Source organism: Streptomyces sp. NPDC048436, from assembly GCF_043200355.1.
In the GTDB taxonomy this organism is placed as follows: Bacteria; Actinomycetota; Actinomycetes; order Streptomycetales; family Streptomycetaceae; genus Streptomyces.
Genome location: NZ_JBICXP010000008.1, coordinates 124,081 through 142,851, shown reverse-complemented (window position 1 = coordinate 142,851; position 18,771 = coordinate 124,081). Strand labels below are relative to the sequence as shown.

21 protein-coding genes and 1 pseudogene are annotated in these 18,771 nt (G+C 67.7%); 7 read left to right on the top strand and 15 right to left on the bottom strand.

Annotation, left to right across the window (positions count from 1 at the left end):
• Positions 1–8 precede the first annotated feature (8 nt).
• A complete protein-coding gene (locus tag ACGFX9_RS26670) occupies positions 9–716 on the top strand; it encodes a phosphotransferase (RefSeq protein ID WP_393476936.1) in 708 nt (235 codons plus the stop codon).
• A 293-nt stretch (positions 717–1,009) separates the two neighbouring features.
• Here ACGFX9_RS26670 and ACGFX9_RS26665 read toward each other — a convergent pair.
• The 3 genes and pseudogenes from ACGFX9_RS26665 to ACGFX9_RS26655 all read right to left on the bottom strand — a co-directional run.
• Positions 1,010–1,216, bottom strand: a pseudogene (locus ACGFX9_RS26665) (transposase); the annotation flags it as partial.
• Positions 1,217–1,354: 138 nt separating this feature from the next.
• Entirely contained in the window at positions 1,355–1,633 is a 279-nt protein-coding gene (locus tag ACGFX9_RS26660; RefSeq protein ID WP_393476933.1) for a hypothetical protein, read from the bottom strand.
• Positions 1,634–1,927: 294 nt separating this feature from the next.
• On the bottom strand, positions 1,928–2,635 hold the full coding sequence (locus ACGFX9_RS26655) for a GNAT family N-acetyltransferase (RefSeq protein WP_393476930.1): 708 nt from the start codon (positions 2,633–2,635) through the stop codon (positions 1,928–1,930).
• Positions 2,636–2,997: 362 nt separating this feature from the next.
• Here ACGFX9_RS26655 and ACGFX9_RS26650 point away from each other — a divergent pair, with 362 nt between their 5' ends.
• Positions 2,998–3,204, top strand: coding sequence for a hypothetical protein (locus ACGFX9_RS26650; RefSeq protein ID WP_393476927.1), 207 nt, complete (start codon positions 2,998–3,000; stop codon positions 3,202–3,204).
• Positions 3,205–3,274: 70 nt separating this feature from the next.
• Here the strand turns inward: ACGFX9_RS26650 and ACGFX9_RS26645 are convergent, their stop codons facing one another.
• From ACGFX9_RS26645 to ACGFX9_RS26625, 5 genes are all read right to left on the bottom strand, one after another.
• The gene (locus tag ACGFX9_RS26645) at positions 3,275–4,192 is read right to left on the bottom strand and encodes a cupin domain-containing protein (RefSeq protein ID WP_393476924.1); all 918 of its coding nucleotides are present in this window, start codon (positions 4,190–4,192) and stop codon (positions 3,275–3,277) included.
• 70 nt (positions 4,193–4,262) lie between these two features.
• A complete protein-coding gene (locus ACGFX9_RS26640) occupies positions 4,263–5,171 on the bottom strand; it encodes a zinc-binding dehydrogenase (protein ID WP_393476921.1) in 909 nt (302 codons plus the stop codon).
• Between the two features lie 250 nt (positions 5,172–5,421).
• Positions 5,422–5,619, bottom strand: coding sequence for a PmrA (locus tag ACGFX9_RS26635; protein WP_393476918.1), 198 nt, complete (start codon positions 5,617–5,619; stop codon positions 5,422–5,424).
• Between the two features lie 438 nt (positions 5,620–6,057).
• Complete coding sequence (locus ACGFX9_RS26630) at positions 6,058–6,621, bottom strand: EF-hand domain-containing protein (protein WP_393476915.1); 564 nt, start codon at positions 6,619–6,621, stop codon at positions 6,058–6,060.
• Between the two features lie 22 nt (positions 6,622–6,643).
• A complete protein-coding gene (locus ACGFX9_RS26625; RefSeq protein WP_393476912.1) occupies positions 6,644–7,735 on the bottom strand; it encodes a lipase family protein in 1,092 nt (363 codons plus the stop codon).
• 966 nt (positions 7,736–8,701) lie between these two features.
• Here ACGFX9_RS26625 and ACGFX9_RS26620 point away from each other — a divergent pair.
• On the top strand, positions 8,702–8,869 hold the full coding sequence (locus ACGFX9_RS26620) for a hypothetical protein (RefSeq protein ID WP_393476909.1): 168 nt from the start codon (positions 8,702–8,704) through the stop codon (positions 8,867–8,869).
• A 226-nt stretch (positions 8,870–9,095) separates the two neighbouring features.
• On the opposite strand, the gene ACGFX9_RS26615 is transcribed toward ACGFX9_RS26620, so the two are convergent.
• Together ACGFX9_RS26615 and ACGFX9_RS26610 are read right to left on the bottom strand one after the other, a co-directional pair.
• Positions 9,096–9,401, bottom strand: a complete 306-nt coding sequence (locus ACGFX9_RS26615) for a hypothetical protein (protein WP_393476906.1) — start codon at positions 9,399–9,401, stop codon at positions 9,096–9,098.
• Positions 9,402–9,417: 16 nt separating this feature from the next.
• Positions 9,418–11,349, bottom strand: a complete 1,932-nt coding sequence (locus ACGFX9_RS26610) for a pre-toxin TG domain-containing protein (RefSeq protein ID WP_393476903.1) — start codon at positions 11,347–11,349, stop codon at positions 9,418–9,420.
• 253 nt (positions 11,350–11,602) lie between these two features.
• Between ACGFX9_RS26610 and ACGFX9_RS26605 the strand changes: the two genes are divergently transcribed.
• Entirely contained in the window at positions 11,603–11,989 is a 387-nt protein-coding gene (locus tag ACGFX9_RS26605; protein WP_393476900.1) for a hypothetical protein, read from the top strand.
• On the opposite strand, the gene ACGFX9_RS26600 is transcribed toward ACGFX9_RS26605, so the two are convergent.
• The 4 genes from ACGFX9_RS26600 to ACGFX9_RS26585 all read right to left on the bottom strand — a co-directional run bounded on the left by ACGFX9_RS26600 (position 11,943) and on the right by ACGFX9_RS26585 (position 13,773).
• Positions 11,943–12,101, bottom strand: coding sequence for a hypothetical protein (locus ACGFX9_RS26600; protein WP_393477546.1), 159 nt, complete (start codon positions 12,099–12,101; stop codon positions 11,943–11,945). The two genes, ACGFX9_RS26605 and ACGFX9_RS26600, sit on opposite strands and share 47 nt — an antisense overlap.
• Positions 12,102–12,128: 27 nt before the next feature.
• The gene (locus ACGFX9_RS26595; protein WP_393476897.1) at positions 12,129–12,251 is read right to left on the bottom strand and encodes a hypothetical protein; all 123 of its coding nucleotides are present in this window, start codon (positions 12,249–12,251) and stop codon (positions 12,129–12,131) included.
• Complete coding sequence (locus tag ACGFX9_RS26590) at positions 12,248–12,496, bottom strand: transposase (protein ID WP_393477542.1); 249 nt, start codon at positions 12,494–12,496, stop codon at positions 12,248–12,250. Before ACGFX9_RS26590 ends, ACGFX9_RS26595 begins: the two co-directional genes overlap by 4 nt.
• Before the next feature lie 137 nt (positions 12,497–12,633).
• On the bottom strand, positions 12,634–13,773 hold the full coding sequence (locus tag ACGFX9_RS26585) for a PucR family transcriptional regulator (RefSeq protein WP_393476894.1): 1,140 nt from the start codon (positions 13,771–13,773) through the stop codon (positions 12,634–12,636).
• Between the two features lie 87 nt (positions 13,774–13,860).
• Between ACGFX9_RS26585 and ACGFX9_RS26580 the strand changes: the two genes are divergently transcribed.
• Positions 13,861–14,916, top strand: a complete 1,056-nt coding sequence (locus ACGFX9_RS26580; protein WP_393476891.1) for a ferredoxin reductase — start codon at positions 13,861–13,863, stop codon at positions 14,914–14,916.
• A 7-nt stretch (positions 14,917–14,923) separates the two neighbouring features.
• Complete coding sequence (locus ACGFX9_RS26575; RefSeq protein ID WP_393476888.1) at positions 14,924–16,042, top strand: fatty acid desaturase family protein; 1,119 nt, start codon at positions 14,924–14,926, stop codon at positions 16,040–16,042.
• Between the two features lie 678 nt (positions 16,043–16,720).
• Here ACGFX9_RS26575 and ACGFX9_RS26570 read toward each other — a convergent pair.
• A complete protein-coding gene (locus tag ACGFX9_RS26570; protein ID WP_393477537.1) occupies positions 16,721–17,644 on the bottom strand; it encodes a LysR family transcriptional regulator in 924 nt (307 codons plus the stop codon).
• Between the two features lie 189 nt (positions 17,645–17,833).
• Between ACGFX9_RS26570 and ACGFX9_RS26565 the strand changes: the two genes are divergently transcribed.
• The gene (locus ACGFX9_RS26565) at positions 17,834–18,739 is read left to right on the top strand and encodes a 3-hydroxyacyl-CoA dehydrogenase NAD-binding domain-containing protein (protein ID WP_393476885.1); all 906 of its coding nucleotides are present in this window, start codon (positions 17,834–17,836) and stop codon (positions 18,737–18,739) included.
• Positions 18,740–18,771 lie beyond the last annotated feature (32 nt).

Genomic DNA, 18,771 nt, shown 5'->3' with positions numbered 1-18,771 from the left:
GTCCGGGCATGCAGACGGGTGAGCTACTCGGCTCCGGCCGCAGCGCGGACGTGTTCGCCATCGATGACCACTGGGTCCTTCGCCGATACCGGGACGGCGGCGACGCCACCACCGAAGCAGCCGTCATGGCCTACCTCGCGGAGCGCGGATATCCGGTGCCCAGGGTCCGGGACCCGGCGGGCGCCGGACCCGGCCCGGCGCCGCGAACCGACCTGGTGATGCAGCGGCTGCACGGCCCGTCCATGCTGCAGGCACTACTGCAGGGCACGATCACGGCTGCGGAAGCAGGATCGGCGCTCGCCGACCTGCTGCACCGCTTGCACTCCGTCCACGCACGCTCCTCCGCCGATCCCGGCCACCGCATCCTCCACCTCGACCTGCACCCGGACAACGTGATGCTCACCCCGGGAGGGCCCATGGTGATCGACTGGCGCAACACCGAGGAAGGACCACCCGCGCTGGACTGGGGAATGTCGTCCCTGATCCTGGCGCAGGTCGCCGTCGACACCACGGCCCTGGCTCCACTGGCCCGCGCAGTGCTCGCCTCATTGCTCACACACCTTGGCCCCACGGTCGTTCCGGGGAACACCGACGCCAGATGCCTCACGGAAGCCAGGAAGAGACGGGCAGCCGACCCGTCCATGAGCGAGAGCGAGACGCATCTTCTCGATGACGCCATGGGCCTGATACTCGAACTGACGCCCGGCCGACCATAAATGACAAGTTCAGAGCTTGTTTCTGGACCCAGAAGCACAGCTCAAGAGCCGACGGTCCGACATGGGAACTTCGCGGAAGCGTTCAGGGAACGGCCATCGTGACCGTTCCCCGAACGGAAGCCGCTGCGACTGATGTGGCACGAGTGGCCCTCGGCTCGACCAATCTGAGAGTGCTGGTCAGCACCTTCACCTTGTGGTTAGCGAAGCCGGGCGGCAGGCTGGAAATCCTTGATCGTTCCCAAGCCGGTCGCGACCAGCTTGGTCCACGGCTCACCTGAGCCAATGCCGCCGAATGCAACGTCGACGCCCAGGACTAGGCGCCCGTCAGCGGCCTCGGGCTGCCGCAGCCCGGCTGGCACGTCCCGCAACCTTGGCACGTCCACGCTCCCAGAGTTCAACGCGTCGTAGATCGCGCCATGCCCGCGACGGTGCTCGGTCGTCAGCGTCAGATCCACCGGTGCCCTCACCGGGCCGTCCGCGCACAGCAGCGCGTCGGTCAAGCACCGCACTCCTCGACCATGTTTCGAGCGGCCGCAGCCTGGCTTCCGGTCTCGATCCAGTCGTCAACCAGAACGACACGGTCTCCCGGCCCCAACGACGAACGCTGGAGCCGCAAGGTGTGCCGAAGGTTTCTGTAATCAGGGGAGGACTCCTGCACGGGTTTGTCGCCGGGGAAGATCCCCTCGCCCTTCCGGACAGACAGGAACGAAACCCACCCCGAGTTCAACGGCCGCGGCACCACCCAGCAGGAATCCCCGCGACTCGATCCCCACAACGGCCGTGACCCGCTCGTCCCGCAACGGTGCAACGAGGGCCACCACCACGGCCAGAGCCTTGGCGTCCCGGAAGATCGCCCACACATTCGCGTGACCAGCGATCCAGCGGAAGTGTTCAAGCATCAGGTCGCGTGCAGTCATAGACATGAGCGGAAGTGTTGCGGCCAGCCGAGCATGGCAGCAAACCGATATCGAGCACCAGGACACTCGCGCCAAAGCAGTAGGACAAGCTCAGCAGGTCGACCGTCGATTGCCAGGTAGGTGTTTTTCTACTGCGGCCAGATTAGGTGGCGAAGTCGTACGGGCCCAGTCGGTAACCCGGCGGAACCCAAGGCGCTGGTAGAGAGAGAGCATTGCTGGTGGGGTTGCTCGTGTCGGTGAACAGCACGACTTCCGTGGCGCCTGCTGCTTGCGCGGCCCGGCTCACCTCGGCGGTCACTGCGGCTGCGTAGCCGCGGCCACGAAGGTGAGCCGGGGTGTAGACGGGTCCACGCGGACCATGCCAGCGATCATCGGATTCATGCCCGCGATGGAGACGGGGGTGCCGCCCGGGGTCTCCCAGAAGGTGTAGTGCTTCTCGGCGAAGCGGGTGCTGGCCCAAGAGCCGGCGTTGATGGTGATGGTTTCCCCGAGGTCAGTGGCGAGTTCACGGCACCAGCGCATGAGGTGCTCGTGGTCCTGCTCGCCCACAAGGCGGCTCTGACTGTCCGATTGCGGCTTCGGTGGGGTGAGGGTGCCGAGGCGGTACAGGTGCATCCGGGTGCGGAGCGTGGCCGTGGCGCCGGTGTGCCGCTGCCATGCCTCTGCGAACGCGGTGGCGGTGTCGTGGTCCGCGGTTACGCCGGAGAGGGTGTGGCCGAGGCCGGTCAGATGGGCGGCGAGAGCGTCGGCCCGCTCGGAAGACAGCGGGGTGAGGGTCAGCCGGCGATTCGGCAGGCGGTAGAAGATCGCCTGGGCCTTGCCATCCAACTCCAGTTGGCCGAAGAGGGCGGTTCCAGGGTCGAACGCGCCCGGGCGGGTCCGCCATTTCTCCATCACGGTGAGCGGTGTGTTGTGCAGGACAGGGCGCGAGCGGATGAAGTCTCCGGCGCGGGCGAGGAAGTCGTCGATGTCTTCGGTCAGGTGCCAGGTATCCAGGCGCATGCTTCATGATTCTGCATGGCCTCACCTTTGTGTGGGGTGGGGCGGAGGGCTACGCAGTCGAGTTGGCGTTCTGGTCCACCCTCTGTGGTGCTGGGCAGGGGCACCCGGGCGCGGTTCTGGCAGAGGTGCCTGACCTTCGCTGCAATCTGAGTTGCCGCTGCCCAGCGACGCGATGGCGACCGGCTCCACAAGAATTGAACCAGCGCCCGCTCAGACCTCCACAGCCACTCGTTGCGCGTAGCGATGCCCTTCCCTGCCAAGTCAGCATGTTGAGGTTGAGGACGCACTATGGAGACCTTCTTCGGCCCAGCACGCGTGGACACTTGGACGAACGGCCCGTTCCTCCATTTCCCGGAAAGCCGATGAATCCAGGCAGTATCCAAGCCCACCTGCGGGAGCTCGGCGTCCCGCCACAGCGCGGCAAGACCTCCGCGATCCGCCAACTCGTCCTCCAGGCCCCGGCCCCCGTTATCGCGAAGGCGCTCGGTTACCACGACAAGACAGCCTCCCTGGTCACTGAAGCCGGAGGAACCTGGAGCCGACACGCCTCCGGCGACCGCACACGGTGACCCCAGGCACGGCCTCAACGAGGAAATCCGCGACACCTCAACATGCGAGCCCATCAGCCCCGAGGCCGGATCACTTACGAAGTTGAGAACGGTACTCGCCCGGGGCCGTGCCTCGGGCCCGTCTGAAGGCACGGCTGAAAGCGTGCGGAGAGGCGTAGCCGACCGCGCCGGAGATCGACTCGACCGGCTCATCGGTATCGCGGAGCCGGACGGACGCCAGGTCGATGCGCCACTGCGTCACGTACGCGCCCGGCGACTGTCCGAGGGCGGATCGGAAACGCCTGGACAGCGTTGCCCGGGAGACGCTCGTCGCGGCGGCCAGGGTCTCCGTGGTCCAGGGGTGTTCCGGTTGGGCGTGGACACGTGCCAGGGCGTCGCGCACGACCGGATCACGCATCGATCCCAGCCATGAGCCGGACTGCTCCTGCGGGTGGCGGGCCAGCCAGGCGCGTACGAACTGGACGAGCAGAAGGTCGACGATGCTGTTGATGGCGGCGGTGGTGCCGATCTGCGGCTGTGCGAGCTCCGCGGCGAGAAGTTCGACGGTCCTTCTGAGCTGCGCGTTCTCCCGGGCTGTGACGTGCATCGGCCGAGCGAGGGAGGTAAGGACCGGTGTGCGCACCTCCGGGTCCTGCTCGTAGTGCAGGACGATCACTTCCGTCTGCACTGGCGCCGAGCCCAGTCGCAGGGCCCGGCCGTCGACAAAAGCCCGGGCCGCCGCCTCACGGTCGCAGGAACCCATCGTCACGCCGGCGCCGCCTGCTATCCCGTGTGCGGTGCCCGGCGGCACCAGGACGGCGTCTCCGGCCTGCACCGGAAGAGGTTTCTCGCCTGGGGCGTGGAGCCACATGGTGCCGCGGGACACCACGTGCAGTGCCGCGCCTGGGGAGGAGTCCAGCCACAGGCCCCAGGTTCCTCCGGCCTTCAGCCTGACCCCGAGCGCCCCACGCGCACCCGAAACACGCAAGACCTCCGCCAGCACATCCATGGGTCCATTCTCGTCCACCGTCGCGCACCGCCCACCGGCGGGCGAGGCGCATGTGTCCTCGTCCTCGGCTTCAGGCCACGTCAAGCACGGCCTTTCCGTGCACCTTCCGCGCGAACAGCGCCTGGACGGCGTCGCCCACGTCCTGCCAGTCGCCTCGCAGTCCGACCGGTGCCGAGAGTCTCCCGGCGGCCATGAGGCCCAGCAGGTCCGTCAGCTCCCCGCTGGTCGGCGTCATGTCGCCGTAGGTGGCGATGCTGCGGGGTTCGCCGAAGCCGAACAAGGCCCCTGACGGGAAGGTGGTTTCCTGCCCCGAGGAGTAACCGACCAGGTGGAGGGTGCCGCCCTCGGCGAGGGAACTCCACGCCTGGGCCAGCAGCGGCCCGCCGACCGTGTCCAGGACGAGGTCGAACCGGTCCCCGGTCTCGGCCAGGTCGGTCAGGACCTTGTCGGCGCCGAGTTCACGGAGTCCGGCGGCCCGCTCCGGCGAACCGACGAGTGCCGTCACCCGGGCGCCCGCCAGCGCCGCCAGTTGGACGGCGAAGTGCCCCACGCCCCCGCTGGCGCCGGTGACCAGAACGTTGCGCGCCAGCAGGGAACGCTTGCGCAGCACCCGGAATGCGGTGACTCCGGCGATCCCCAGCGCGGCGGCGTCAGCCAGGTCCACGCCCTCGGGGACGGTGCCGAGCGAGGCGGGGCTGACTGCCACCCGCTCCGCCCACGCGTGGGGAGCCATTCCCACTGCGACGCGCGTACCTTCGGGTGGACCCGAGCCGTCGGATGCGGCGCGCACCACGACGCCGGCCGCGTCGTGACCGTGCACAGCGCCGGCCGGCCACTGGTGCACGTAATTCAGCTCTCCGAAGTTGAGACCGATGTGTCGTATCTCCACCAACGCCTCGCCGGTGGACGGTACGGGCTCCTCGACATCGGCGAACCGTATGGGTCCGGCCTCACTGTGATCGACCACAAGGGCGCGCATAGGGGGTGTGTTTCCTTCTCTCGTGGATGTGCCTGAACACTCGGCGCGGCAACAGATCGAGTGCGCACATGCCGCACTGCCGCCTTCTTGGAACCCTTTCGCAGGACCGGGACAGCGAACAGACCCGTGAGAATCAATCAGTTGACGATCTGTGTCAGTGCGACTCGCGGCGCGTCGAGCCCTGCACCCATCCGGTGGATGACGCTGTGACAGGCACAGACATGCCCGGCAAAGTGATGATCTTGAGGCGTCAGCGCTTCCGTCTGGCGGCGGCGTCGCGCTGGGCGACCGCGTCGACGCCGGGGCGGGCGTACCGCTCCAGGGAGGGGACGGAGGCGTGGCGGGAGCGAGCCAGGAGCATTGGGGTGGATGTGCCGCTCCGCACGGGCAGCCGCGTGTTCGGCCACCAGACCCCGGCCCCGTCATCGCGAAGGCGCTCGGTTGCCACGACAAGACAGCATGAGCCGCGGCGACAAGAAGATCGGGTCCCCGGCCGTACCCCGACCCAGCCCTCTCGCGTCGGCAGGTCCTCCCATCCCTCAAGCAGAGACCGCCGTACACCCTCCCCGCACCGCATCCTGCGGCACTCAAAGCCCCCGCCAACTCACCCGCGGAACACACCCTTCGCGATTGGCTTCAACACGCCAATTCCTCAGGGAAGTCGAGGTTCTCCGGATGGAACGGGCACTCCCAGAGTCAGAGATTAGCGGGGCCCGGCTCGCCACAGAGGCCCGAGCTGTAGCCAACGGGAGTGTCAAATTGGCAGTGTCCGCTGTCGTCCAACCGAGGCGATTGACATCGAACCCAGCAGCTTCGGCTTCGTTATAACAGCGGACCTGGTCGGTGAGGCGAACGCGTGCGGCGGTCAGCCACACATGGTGGTCGCTCAACGGGGCGGCAGGGGTCCGAGGAGCCAGCTGCCTGCGGAGTGCGGGTCGTCGTCGAAGTAGTAGGCGCGGATGGCGTCGAGGAGGTCGTGCCGCGTGATCAGGCCGTCGCCGTCCTGGTCGAGGCGGTGGAAGACCGCACGGGCGTCGGTTTCGGGCAGGTTCATCAGGGTGCCGGTCCAGCGGACCTGTTCGTCCGCGGTGAGCTTGCCGTCGCCGTCGGTGTCCGCGATGTCCATGATGGCGTCGAGGAAGGGCAGGTAGCCCTCGTCGAACGAGTCGGGGGTTTCCAGCAGCCCGGCGGCGAAGGCGCTCTTGTATTCGGCTTCGCTGATCCGGCCGTCGCCGTCGGTGTCGGCGACCTTGGCAAGGTGGAACCAGAGTTGCTGGCTGAGGTCGTGCAGACGGCGGCGGGCGGGTGAGTCCGGGCCGTGGCCGAACGCCTCGGCCATCCGCGCCACCGCCGATGTGAAGTCCTGCTGCTCGATGTAGCCGTCACCGTCGCTGTCGTACGTCTGGAAGCGGCGGGTGAGCTTTCGGTCGAGGAACGCCGAGATCTCCATGATTCCCTCCCTGGTCGCACGGTTACGGGCAGGTGCTGAGCGGCGGATGGCCGGCGAAGCGGGCGGCGAGCCAGTCGGTGGCCGGGGCGGCTCCCAGGAGCACGCCGGTGATGTGGTCGGTGACGGGGTAGCTCTGCCACTGCACCGTCGCGCCATGTGTGCAGTAGCGGTCGCGCAGGGCGGTGCCGAGTCCGTACGGGATGATCTCGTCGAGTTCGCCGTGGTAGAGCAGCACGGGGACGCTCGGGGCAGTGGTGCCCAGGCGGCTGCGGGCGAACCGGTCTCGCCAGTCGGCCTGTTCGAGGGGGCTGGTGGTGGTGATAGCGGCCAGGCTCTTGAGCGCGAACGCTGTGATCAGGCCGAGGATCGAGTCGTCCTTGTTCTCTTCCAGCAGGCGGCGGCCGGTGTCGTTGAGGTGGCTGCCCAGGTTCAGTTCCGGGTACGCCGCCTCCAGGCCGATCAGCGCGGCGACGGCCAGGCCGAAGAAGGGCCCACCGTCCAGGTGGCGGGCTACGGCCTCCACATCGGCCGGTACGCCACCGGCGGCCACGCCCACCAGACGCAGTTCGGGTGCGTAGGAGGGGTGGAGCTGCGCGGCCCAGCTCGCGGCGGCGCCACCCTGGGAGTAGCCCAACACCGCCATCGGGGCGTCGGCGGCCAGACCGGTGCCGGGCTGTCGGGTCGCGGCCCGCAGCATGTCCAGGACGGCGTGCCCCATGGCCGGGCCGACCATGTAGGTGTGCTGGCCCGGGGTGCCGAGCCCCTCGTAGTCGGTGACGGCGACCGCCCAGCCCCGCGCGAGCAATCCGGTGATCATGGCGGCTTCGGTCTCGGTCCCGGTGGCCATCTCCTGCGAGGGAGCGAACGCGTCCCCCAAGCCGTGCGTGCCGACCGCGTAGCCGATCACCGGCCGCTTGCCCGCGAGCCAGGGCGTGGCTGGCACCAGGACCGTGCCCGACACCGTGTTCGCCTCACCGCGTGCATTGGTCGAGCGGTACACCACCCTGGTTGCCGCCACACCCGGCATCGGCGTGCGCAGCAGCGGGTCCATCGTGAACGTCGCCGGTTGCGCGCTGATGACATCGCCCGCCGCGGACCTGAGTGAACTCCCCACGCACACCACCCGTTTCTGTTTCCGGCTCTTCGGCGAAACTGCCCGGCGCCGGACCGCGCGTCCGGTCGATCCGTCACCAAGCATGGGACCTGACATGGGGAAACCGTGTGGGCAGCAGAGAAGTTGGCCGGAAGCGGGCTCTGCGGTAGCGGGCACACGCCAGGCCCGCTCTCCGGCAGAGCGAGAAGGGTTCGCGGGTAGTCGGGCGAGCTCGCCGGATCCGTACGGCACTGCCTCGTCCGCCCCAGCCGGTGCGGTCATACAACCGGGGCATCCCCCAGACTTCGCTGATACCAACTATGCACACGGCCGGAAGGAAGACCGCAGTCCGGGCAAGGGCGTTCAATGTTGCAGGCGCGAGCCTCAATCCGCACCAGGTGCTCCGCCATAAATACCCGCCCCACCAACACCGTTCCCAGGTGCGGAAACAGAACACTTAGCAAAGTTGTCACACACCAACCGACCATGCCACTGAAGTGACTGAACGTCACGTCTCACGGATATCTTGGCAGAGCCTCTCGAGAATCCGGCCTTGTCTTCGAAGACGATCGCTGGGGGCGGCGGAGGCCCCCGCTTTTTGAACGGCCGACTTTCCGCCGAGCAGCTGCTGGTTCCGGTCCGGGCGAAGATTCTCTATGCCTGGAGTGCTAGTTCTCAGCTCAGGTTCGCATCGGCGGCCACGTCGTGGTGCGGAGCGGACACACGCGCCTATTGCCGACGCCGGACCGAGTCTCCGCCCAGGGCTGGGAAGGCAGCTCAAGGCTGCGGCCGCTGTCCCAGAATTCGTCCAGTAGACGCCATGCCGATCCGAGACCATCATTCGGTCTGCGCACTCGGCGATCCCCACGGACAGGTGCGCGGTGGTCACAGGCTCGTGCTGGTGGTCGGTAATCACTTGGGTAGTGACGAGAACGGCCATGCCCTACTCGCGGGCCAGCGCATGCACATGTCGCATGGTGCGGCGGGGTGACCAGCCAGCCCATGCCGACCGAACTCATCGAACTGATAGGCCGGTTCGCTCCGCTGCTGCGGGCGGCCGGAAGCCCGGCCCGGCTACACGAGGACCGCTACCGGTGGCCGCACCTTGACGCGGACCTCCTCGACCTCTGCCTCGCCGGGGACATACCTGTTTAATCGGGCACGTCCCTGGTCAGAAGCGGTGAAGCAGTTCTGAAGTAATGTGAGCTTCAGATGCGACGTGCCCCAGATTCGCCGAACGGGCAGTCCGTGCCGGAGAACGACTCGGTCTCAGCTCGGGACCGGCGGCTACCAGATCGGCGTCTTCCGCGGCCAAACTCCCCAGTCGCCTGCGCCAGAGGACCCGTCGGCTTTCCTGACGGGACCTTCAGCGGTCTGTCGATCAGTCCAGTTCGGGCAGGATTCCCTCCGGGCCGCCGCAATCCATGATTCCGCGAAGGGACGCCATCATCGCGTCGACCCCGCCGGTCGGGACGATGATGAGGTCGGGGCACTGGAAGAAGGCACCGCTCCCACATTCGCCCGTCTGCTTCCAGCGCTCCATGACCTCGGCGATCTCTCGGAGCGTCATGAAGGTGGCACTCCACCTCGTTCCGTCGGGCAGTCGGAGCTCGACGTCGACGTTCTCGACATCCTCGACGCGGTCGTCGGCCCCCAACATGAAGAGAGCCGAGAATCGGTCGTCCACGACGACGTACTGCGGGTCACTTTCCATAGAGCTGTTTCAGCCTCGCAATCACCTTGGGTTCGTTGCCCTTGTCGGCCTTGCCGACGATCTCGATGCCGCCGTCCAGGTTCCGGAAGAAGAGACGCCCGCCGTTCCGGCCGCGGGCGTACGTGATGTCGGTTCCCGCCAGAGCCTTGCTGCCGAGTCCCGGGTTCATGTTTCCACGGGACAGCTGCTCGAAGAGACCGTCCAGGTCACGCTGGACCGCCTGGTTCCTGCCGGCCTGGTGCGCCGCCTTCGCCAGGAGAGAGTCCTTGCCGATGGCTGACGTGATGAGCCGGCACGGGGCGGCGTTGTGCACCAGGACCGGAGTGTCGCCCGCCAGCACGTAGTACGTGTGCGTGCCGGCCACGGTGAGGTTGCGGACCTCCTGGGTCGGTGCGCTCCACGAGGTGACCGCGTCGACTCGGGCGGGTGCGCCCAAGTCGGTCCGCAGCGCCATCCCGGGCTCAAGATCCGCCGCGTTGGTCCACTGGTCGAGGCTGCCGGTCCAGAAGGGGTGCTGGTCGGTCGCGGTGACCGACGCGGTGCGGTGCCCCCTGTCGCCGTCGACGTCCACGCCGACCTTGACGAGGTTCTTCTTGCCGCTGCCGACGATGAGGTCGGTGACGGGCTGTCCCTCGGTGTGTCCGGTGCCCGGGTCAGTGGCCAGGACCTGGTCGCCCTCGTGTACCTGCTCGATCGGGACGGCGGAACCGTCGGCCATGAGGACCGGAGTGCCGGGCAGGAAGCTGTTGCCCGCGCAGGCGGCGCCGACGCTCCCGCCCTTACGGGCCTTGCGTACGTCGTCCGCGGTCAGGGCCTTGGCACCAACCTTGCCGCCGACCTTGAGCCAGCGCAGGACGGCGAGCGAACCGGACGCCCGCTCCAGGCCGCTGAGCTTCTCACCGGTGGCCAGATCTTTGCCAGTCAGCGCCTCTACGATGCCCTTGCCGTCACCGATGCCCGGCACCAGGTCAAGGAAGAGGGACATCCGGCGCTGCTGCGTGGCCTCGTCCAGGCCGGAGGAGCCTGATCCCCAGGAGTCGCCGACGTGGGAGAAGTCGAAATCGATGTCGGGGAGTTCACTGAGCCTCTCGGCACCCTTCTTGATCCCCGGCACGTGTTTGTTCGCGGCCTTCATGCCTTTGTTGGCCTTGGCGATGCCGGTGTTCATCTCCTTCATGCCCTTGTTGGCCTTGGCGATCCCCTTGTTGGTCTTCGCCAGGCCCTTGTTGACCTCGTCGACGCCCGTGTTCATCGTCTTGAGGCCGCGGTCCATCTGGGCGAAGCCCTTGTTCATCTGGTCGAACGCCGCGTTGAGCTCTCTGAGTTCCTTGCCCCAGTCAGTGGAGTCCTTGACGGGCTTGACTTTTCTCGACGGCGGAAAGCCGTAGTCACCAACGACGACGGTGAGAACGCTGAGGGCATAGAGCGAATCGCTGGTCGTACCCATCATCTTGTCGGCCTTGGCGACGTTCGACGCGAGGTTGGTCAGATGCGGCTTCGCGGCCTTGGCGGTCGTGACCGCCTGGGTCAGGATTCGCTCCTGCTCCTTCGGGTCCTCTGTCGTCGAGGGGTCCTTGAGCTCAGCGAGCTTCAGCTTCCCCAGCGCATCCAACTCCGTGTTGAGCGTCTTAAACCGGGCGCCGTGGTCCTTCATCACCGACTGCGTCCCGTAGAGGAACAAGGCGGTGCCCGCACCGGCGATGAGGGCCTTGCGCGTGAACTCTCGGAGGCAGCTGGCCTTCTCGAGGAGACCCAGGTCGTCGCACTTCGCATAGTGGGAGATCCGCTCGGCGATCTCTGTGAGGCTCGACGGCTCCTTCTCCGCGGCGACCGCCGGAGCGCCGGCCGCGACGACCGAAGTGAGCGAGAGTGACAGCGCGGTCGCCGTCGTGACCAGCCTGGTGGTGATTCTGTGGTGCATGCGTTCCTTGGTCATGGGGGCACGGCGCCCATGACGATGTGACCCCCGCTTCAAACCTGGCGAGTTCCCGCCAGAGTTACCGGCACGTACAGTAGCAGTACGACATTATGGAATGTCAGCTTTTAAATTAATAAGTCCTCACCTATCCCAGCGTTACCGACCAAGACTGGGTGACCGGCCGCTACACAGGCTGACTTGATCCGCTTGGACGGACATCTGAGGTCAGGGGTTCAGCCCCGGAACGATGTCCATCATGGAGAGCGTGGGGAAGAAGAAGCCACGCCCTCGCCGCTCGCACACGCCGGCGTTCAAGGCCCAGGCGCTGGTCCTGCGCAACGCCACCGGCATGGCCCCGACGTCGACGACGTTCATGCGGACCCGCGGGTGGTCCGCGCAGCAGTGGGCCGCCGCACGGGACCAGTCGCGCGAGCGAGGTCTGCTGGACGAGGCGGGGGATCTCACGAAGTCGGGCGCGGACCTGCGCGGTGAAGCCGAGGCGCTCACCGACCGCCTCGACGCCGCCCCGTACGGCCACCTCGGCCCGGCCGCCACCGCGCACCTCACCGAGCTGGCCGACGGCTTTACCAGGACCCTCAGGGCAGCGGGCGCCTTCCCCTCAGTGCATTTCGGCAAGGGCTGAGGACTGGGGCCGGGCGCCCGGCCCGGGTGCCGCGCCGCAGTTCGGCGTGGACCCGCGGGACTCCACAGGTCTCCCGGGAGGCGCGGTGGATGACGGTGATCTCGTGGGCCAGGGCCTCGTCGGCCGCCTTCCGCGCGGTTCAATTCTTCGCCGCTGCCTGCCAGGCGTAGAAGGAGGAGCGCGTCACGTTCAGCAGCGGGTACAGGAGAGCGATGCCATGGGTGGTCTTCTCCACCTCGATGAACGCGTACGTCTCGTTCACCGGTCGCTCTCCTTCGCGAAGAAGACCTCGGCTTTTCGCAGCACCTCGATCGTCTGGGCCTGCTCGGCGTTCTGCTTGCGCAGCCGCTTGAACTCCTCACGCTCGGCGCTGGTCAGCTCGCCGGGACGGCCCTCGCCACGATCCGCCTTGGCCTGCCGATACCAGCTGCGCAAGGACTCCGGACTGATCCCCAGCTCCCGGGCAACTTCAGTGACCGTCCGGCCCGTCGAGTCGACGAGAGCGATCGCGTCTCGCCTGACTCATCCGTATACCGCTTGGTCCGGTTGTTCGAACTTCCCACCTGGCACTACTCCCTCTGGAACCTCAGGTCCCAGTCTCCAGGTGTCCAAGATCCAGGAGAAAGCTTCAGTCGAAGAACGCGTCAGTTGACCCGAAGACCGACCGCCAGCGTCAGTTCAAGGACCCGTTGCGGCGATGCGAGATCCGGAAACAGCTCCCGCAGCTGCGACATCCGGTACCGGACGGTCTGGGGATGGACGAACAACGCCGCCGCCACCTCATCCCGTCTGCCCTGATGCAGCAGCCACGCCCGCAACGTCTCCTCCAGCCGCCGCGCGGTTGCGGCAGGCAAGGACCGCAACGGTTCGAGGGCTCGGGCACGCAGGTCTGCGAACGCGTCCACGTCGGCGCTCAGCACCAGCTCGGGCAGGTGGTCCTCGGTGTTGCGAATATCAGAGGAGAGGGAGCGCGCGCGTACGGCTCGTGCGTACGAGGCGGACGCACGAGTCCACGGCCGGGCCGGGCCGACCACAGCGGTGCGGTCTGTCAGCTGCCGCAAGAGATGTGATCGGTCGGCATCGGGGACGAGCAGCACGCCGAAGGCATCCGGCAGAGCGTCGAGGACGAGGGTGCTCGGGTCGAGCGCGCGGTAGGCCGGCCGGGCCTGGGCGGCGGGCAGCAGGACCGCGGTCAGCGTAACCGGAGGCTGCCACCCGGCCCGTTGAGCAGAGACAAGCAGCACGTCCGGACTCGCGCCGGCGAGGAGGTCGCGGGCCAGGTGTTCCAGGTGGCGCTCGTGGGCCCGGCCCCGTGCGGCCAGTTCGTCGGCGTGGCCCGCGGCGCTCGCGGCGGAGAGCTCGTCGATGTAGGCGAAGGTCAGCTCGGCGAACTTGGCGACCTCGGCGGCGGGCAGGCCTGCGGGTACGGCACCCGCGGCCAGGCACCGCCAGGCCACGCGGGCGCCGACGCGGTAGGCGCTGAGCAGGGCGTCCATCGAACGGCCGTCCCGGACCTCGCCGCGGCCCAGCTCGTAGGCTGCGTCACCGGCGTCGCCGCCTGTGGCGTTCCCGCTCGCGAGGTCCAGGTAGTGCCCCAGGGCGGTGCGGACGGCTCGGCGGATGGTGCCGCCCATGCGGCCCGAAAGGGCGTTCGCGTACGGGGGGACCTCGTCGATGATCGCCTGGACGACCTCGTCGGCGGTGCCCCTCAGCGCGGCCCGCAGTGCGGTGACCGTCGCCTCGTCCAGGGCCAGTTCGCTGGCCCTCCGGAGTGCATGGCTCACGTTTTTGTTCCCTGCGAACAATTCAGCCGACCAGATTCACATCCTGCGGACAGGACTTTACACCCTGTGGCGCATCAAGCTGGAGCCATGACGAGTACAGCCCTCCGCAGTAGGGCGTGGAAACTGCTGGAGATGGTCACGACGCCGCTGCTGCCGTCGGACTACCTCGACCTGGTCAGCCCGCTGCGTACGGGCGCTGACCTGCGTGGACGCATCGAGGCCGTGCACCCCGAGACGGGTGACGCCGCGACCATCGTGATCAGGCCGGGACGGGGCTGGCGCGGCCACACGGCCGGTCAGTACGTGCGGATCGGGGTCGACGTCGACGGGGTGCGCCTGTGGCGTGCCTACTCGGTCACCTCACCGGCAAACCGCCGGGACGGCCGCGTCACGATCACCGTGAAGGCGATCCCGGACGGCAAGGTCAGCAACCACCTGGTCCGCAGGGCAAGACCGGGCACGCTGATCCAGCTCGACCAGGCGACCGGTGACTTCGTACTGCCCAAGGCCAAGCCCGCCAAGGTGCTCTACCTGACGGCCGGCAGCGGCATCACGCCCGTGATGGGCATGCTGCGCGACACCGAGTTCAACGACGTCGTCATGGTCCACTGCGCGCCACAGCCGCAAGACGTGATCTTCCGCAACGAACTGCACGACCTGGTCGCGGACAAGAAGCTGCAGCTCACCGAGGTGCACACCGACACCGACGGCATGCTCGACATCGCCCGTCTCGACGAACTCGTGCCCGACTGGGCCGAGCGCGAGACCTGGGCTTGCGGGCCCGCGGGCCTGCTCGACGCCGCCGAAGAGCAGTGGAGCGCGCACGGCGTCCCGGAGCGCCTGCACACCGAGCGCTTCCGCCCCAGCATCGTCGTCGCCGGTGACGGTGGCGAGGTCACGTTCAGCGCCACCGGCAAGACCGTCGATGCGGACGGCGCCACGCCGTTGCTGGACATCGGCGAGGAGGCCGGCGTGCTCATGCCCTCCGGGTGCCGCATGGGCATCTGCTTCGGCTGCGTCACGCCGCTCAAGGCGGGCGCCGTCCGCGACCTGCGCACCGGCGAGATCACCGAGGCCGAGCCGGGCGTCCTCATCCAGACCTGTGTGTCCGCCGCGGCGGGCCCCTGCGACATCGAACGGTAGGAGCACCTTGACCGCCATCGACCCCACCGCCCACCTGACCGCGGAGCAGATCGAGGAGCTCGGCCGCGAGCTGGACGCGATCCGCGACGAGGTGATCGCCGGCCGCGGCGAGAAGGACGCCGCCTACATCCGTAAGGTCATCTCGGCGCAGCGCAAGCTCGAGCTGGTCAGCAGGGGCGTGTTGCTGTTCTCGCTGTTCCCGCCCGCGTGGCTGATCGGCACCGCCGGTCTGTCCGTGGCGAAGATCATGGACAACATGGAGATCGGCCACAACATCCTGCACGGCCAGTGGGACTGGATGCGGGACCCGAAGATCCACTCCACCACCTGGGAGTGGGATCACGTCTCGCCGTCCGAGCAGTGGAAGCACTCGCACAACGAGCTGCACCACACGTACACCAACGTGATCGGCAAGGACAACGACCTCGGCTACGGCATCATGCGCGTCGACGAGGACCAGAGGTGGCACCCGTTCCACCTCGGTCAGCCGCTGTGGAACTTCATCAACGCCTGCTTCTTCGAGTACGGCATCGCAGCGTACGACCTGGAGCTCGGCAAGAACCTGCACAAGCACCGCCGCAAGACCCCGGAGTTCCGCGCGCGGGCCAAGGCCGTGGGCCGCAAGATCCGCAAGCAGGTGCTCAAGGACTACGTGATCCACCCGCTCCTTTCGGGCCCCTCCTTCCTCCCCACGCTCGCCGCCACGTTCACCGCGAACCTGGCCCGCAACCTCTGGACCCACTCGGTCATCATGTGCGGGCACTTCCCCGAGGGCGTGCAGGTCTTCGAGCGCCGGTCGATCAAGGGCGAGACGCGCGGCCAGTGGTACCTGCGCCAGATGATGGGCTCGGCGAACATCAGCGGCAGCAAGGCCATGCACTTCATGACCGGCAACCTGTCGCACCAGATCGAGCACCACCTGTTCCCGGACCTGCCGAGCAACCGGTACGCCGAGGTCGCGGTGAAGGTGCGCGCGTTGTTCGAGAAGTACGAGCTGGAGTACGTCACCGGGCCGCTGCCCAAGCAGGTGTTCTCCGCGTGGCACAAGGTCTTCCGGCTCTCGCTGCCGAACAAGAAGCCCAAGGTCAAGACGCCGGACCGTGAGCAGGAGCTCGTCGCGGCCTGATTCCCGGTATTGGTTGAGATCTTTCGGCCGTTCCGTCGGCACCGCCGGGTTCGGTGAGCTCCGTTGCGGACGGTGGACGACCACCGTTCGAACGGCGGCTTTGACACCGCTCTGACGACGCCCGGGCAACCGGTGTCAAGGCCCCGCCAAGGGCCCCTGAAAGGACGTCAGGAGAAAGCTAATGCAGGGGGTTCTGAGCTGAAGACGAACGTGTGCGGACCGGATTCGACGACCCGGACTGCCACCGAGATTCATCGGACGACGGCCGAACGGCCAGAGCTCCTTCGCCGCTTTGTGCGGGGTCAGCCCCCGTCGAGCAGCCCTCGGGCCTCCGAAGCTACGGTCGGCTCAGCCATGGGGCAATAGACAGGTTAATGCCGCGCTGCACCGCATCGTGTTCACCCGCTTGCGGGCCGACCTGCGTACTCAGGCGCACTACGAGCGCCGCGTCAAGGAGGGCAAGGCCCGGCGCGAAGCCGTCCGTTGCCTTCAAACGCTACGCTGCCCGGGAGGTCTTTCACCTGGTCAAACAGATACAGCCAGGACCCCGCTCATAGGGGCTGTCGTCGTGACGGGGCCTGGGCGGCGTCGCGGCGACCGTGAAGCCGGATTGCGAGCTGTCGGCCGCGTTGCGTAGTCGGACGTATAGGTCCGTGCCACCTCGCTGACGGGCGGCTGCTACAGGTCCTGCGGGTTTCCCGGCGGCAGGCTGGTGATCATTTCCAGTAGGCGGATCACGGCTGGGTCAGCGTCGGAGCGGTGGACGGCGTACACGACGGTGTCCAGGCGACCGGCCGCCCCTTCGAGCGGGACGAAGCTTACGCCCGGCACCGCAAGGTGCCGCAGGCCCTCGGGAAGCAGGCTCACGCACAGCTCCGCGGCGACGTAGCTGAACAGACCGCTGAGGTCGTCGGCGACCACTACCCCGCGAGGGGTGAACCCCGCCTGGTGACAGACGATCTGGAGCTGCTTGGCCAGGACGGGCAAGGCAGTCGGATCGGGCAGGACGAAGTCCTCCTCCCGCAGCTGTGCGAGGGCGATGCCACCGGCGTCGGCCAGCGGGTGTTCACACGGCACCGCGGCACCGATCCGCTCCGTGGCGATCACCCTGCTGACGAGATCGCCGGAAAGCCGTGCGGGGTCCCGCAGGAAACCAAGGTCGAGCGCCCCGGTACGCACCCGGTCGGCCACCTCCTGCGAGGAGCCGTGGTGCAGGTGCACCCGCAGCCCGGGCAGGCGCTCGGCCGCCGTCCGCAGCATCGTGGGCAAGTAGAGGTGGCTGAGAAGACTGACATACCCGACCCGGACATCCCCTTCCAGGCCGCTCGCGACCCGCCGGGCCCGCTCGACCATCGCGGTCTGCAGATCGAGCAACTGCCGCACGTCGGCCGCGAACACCTCACCGGCCGCGGTCAACCGCACACCGCCCGAGCCACGGTCCAGCAGGCGCACGCCCACCACCCGTTCCAGACGCTGGATCGACTGGCTCAGCGGCGGCTGGCTCATGCCCAGCCGCTCAGCGGACCGGCCGAAGTGCTTCTCCTGCGCCACCACCAGAAACTGTTCCAGCAGCCGTCGCGACAGGTTGATATTGCTTTCCATATCAATCACTACTAGATCATATATTGGACAGACCCGATTCGCCGGGTGTCCACTGGAGTGACCAAACCCGCCGGAGCACGGTGGCCGGAATCCGTCGTACGACTCACCCGAGTTGCCGTCCCTTCCTCCGTCCCATTCGCTGGATGGGGCCGCTGCCGTGCCGCCCGAGCTGGTTTCTTTCTCATTCCTGTGGGGGTGATCTTCGTGGCAGTCGTGACGATCGTTGGTGCCGGTGTCATCGGCGTCTCTTGGGCGCGTTTGTTTGGCTCAGCCGGCTGGGAGGTGAGGGTCAGCGACCCGCGTCCCGACCTGCGGGAGCTGGTGGCGCGCGAGCTTGCGGACCTGTCGGTGACGGCCACCGCCGATCTGGCCGAGGCGGCGACCGGCGCGGACTTCGTACAGGAAGCGGGACCGGAGCGCGTCGAGGTCAAGGAGCAGATGTTCGCCACGCTGGCCGCACACACGCGCGACGATGTGGTGCTGGCTTCGTCCTCGTCCTCCCTGATGGCCTCGGTGATCGCTCGGGGCAACCCGGCGGCGGACCGGATAGTGATCGGCCACCCCTTCAATCCGCCGGAGCTGATGCCGCTGGTCGAGGTGGTGCCGGGGCCGCGGACCTCCGAGGTCACGGCCGACCGGGCGGTCGAGGTCTACCGCGGGCTCGGCAAGCTGCCGATCCGGCTGAAGAAAGAGATCCCCGGGTTCGTCGGCAATCGCCTCCAGAAGGTCTTCAACGACCAGGCCGCCTACTTGGTACAGCAGGGTGTGATCGACGTCCGCGACCTCGACGACCTGGTCCGGGCTTCGCTCGGTCTGCGCTGGGCCACCGTCGGTCCGTTCGAGAGTGGGGTCCTGGGTGGCGGGCCCGGCGGTATGCGTCATCTGGCGGAGCACGTCGGCTCCCAGTTGTCCTTTGAGATTGGCGCTCCGGATCCGGCCCGGATGGGTGAGGTACTGGACGCCGTCGAACAGGCATACGGCACAGGTGAGTCGGCCTACGAGCGCCTCGCCGACCTGCGCGACGGCCGCACCCGCGCCGTCCTCAAGCCGCTGGGCTGGACAGATCCTGCCACCGCGGACAGCCGGCCACAGTGACACGCCCCTGGCCGGGGGCCTGACAGACCGAA

What these genes read in the sequence shown, in the direction of transcription:
- ACGFX9_RS26660 (WP_393476933.1), bottom strand. Translation starts at nt 1,633, where the DNA reads ATGACTGCACGCGACCTGATGCTTGAACACTTCCGCTGGATCGCTGGT.
- ACGFX9_RS26650 (WP_393476927.1), top strand. Translation starts at nt 2,998, where the DNA reads ATGAATCCAGGCAGTATCCAAGCCCACCTGCGGGAGCTCGGCGTCCCG.
- ACGFX9_RS26610 (WP_393476903.1), bottom strand. Translation starts at nt 11,349, where the DNA reads ATGCACCACAGAATCACCACCAGGCTGGTCACGACGGCGACCGCGCTG.
- ACGFX9_RS26670 (WP_393476936.1), top strand. Translation starts at nt 9, where the DNA reads ATGCAGACGGGTGAGCTACTCGGCTCCGGCCGCAGCGCGGACGTGTTC.
- ACGFX9_RS26640 (WP_393476921.1), bottom strand. Translation starts at nt 5,171, where the DNA reads ATGCGCGCCCTTGTGGTCGATCACAGTGAGGCCGGACCCATACGGTTC.
- ACGFX9_RS26655 (WP_393476930.1), bottom strand. Translation starts at nt 2,635, where the DNA reads ATGCGCCTGGATACCTGGCACCTGACCGAAGACATCGACGACTTCCTC.
- ACGFX9_RS26645 (WP_393476924.1), bottom strand. Translation starts at nt 4,192, where the DNA reads ATGGATGTGCTGGCGGAGGTCTTGCGTGTTTCGGGTGCGCGTGGGGCG.
- ACGFX9_RS26580 (WP_393476891.1), top strand. Translation starts at nt 13,861, where the DNA reads ATGACGAGTACAGCCCTCCGCAGTAGGGCGTGGAAACTGCTGGAGATG.
- ACGFX9_RS26630 (WP_393476915.1), bottom strand. Translation starts at nt 6,621, where the DNA reads ATGGAGATCTCGGCGTTCCTCGACCGAAAGCTCACCCGCCGCTTCCAG.
- ACGFX9_RS26605 (WP_393476900.1), top strand. Translation starts at nt 11,603, where the DNA reads ATGGAGAGCGTGGGGAAGAAGAAGCCACGCCCTCGCCGCTCGCACACG.
- ACGFX9_RS26570 (WP_393477537.1), bottom strand. Translation starts at nt 17,644, where the DNA reads ATGGAAAGCAATATCAACCTGTCGCGACGGCTGCTGGAACAGTTTCTG.